This window comes from Salmonella sp. SAL04213 (assembly GCF_046550535.1).
In the GTDB taxonomy this organism is placed as follows: Bacteria; Pseudomonadota; Gammaproteobacteria; order Enterobacterales; family Enterobacteriaceae; genus Salmonella; species Salmonella enterica.
The window spans coordinates 1-622 of record NZ_JBGDXS010000024.1; the positions used below are offsets into that span (position 1 = coordinate 1).

Here is a 622-nt window from a genome sequence, read left to right on the forward strand (position 1 = left end):
TGTCAGCGTGCCTTCTCCCGAAGTTACGGCACCATTTTGCCTAGTTCCTTCACCCGAGTTCTCTCAAGCGCCTTGGTATTCTCTACCTGACCACCTGTGTCGGTTTGGGGTACGATTTGATGTTACCTGATGCTTAGAGGCTTTTCCTGGAAGCAGGGCATTTGTTGCTTCAGCACCGTAGTGCCTCGTCGTCACGCCTCAGTGTTAAAGTGAACCGGATTTACCTGGAACACACACCTACACGCTTAAACCGGGACAACCGTCGCCCGGCCAACATAGCCTTCTCCGTCCCCCCTTCGCAGTAACACCAAGTACGGGAATATTAACCCGTTTCCCATCGACTACGCCTTTCGGCCTCGCCTTAGGGGTCGACTCACCCTGCCCCGATTAACGTTGGACAGGAACCCTTGGTCTTCCGGCGAGCGGGCTTTTCACCCGCTTTATCGTTACTTATGTCAGCATTCGCACTTCTGATACCTCCAGCAACCCTCACAGGCCACCTTCACAGGCTTACAGAACGCTCCCCTACCCAACAACGCATCAGCGTCGCTGCCGCAGCTTCGGTGCATGGTTTAGCCCCGTTACATCTTCCGCGCAGGCCGACTCGACCAGTGAGCTATTA

General features: G+C 55.0%; 1 rRNA gene. It reads right to left on the reverse strand.

Annotated features, from left to right (window positions below):
• Positions 1 to 622 (reverse strand): 23S ribosomal RNA (locus ACLJPQ_RS22430); the annotation flags it as partial.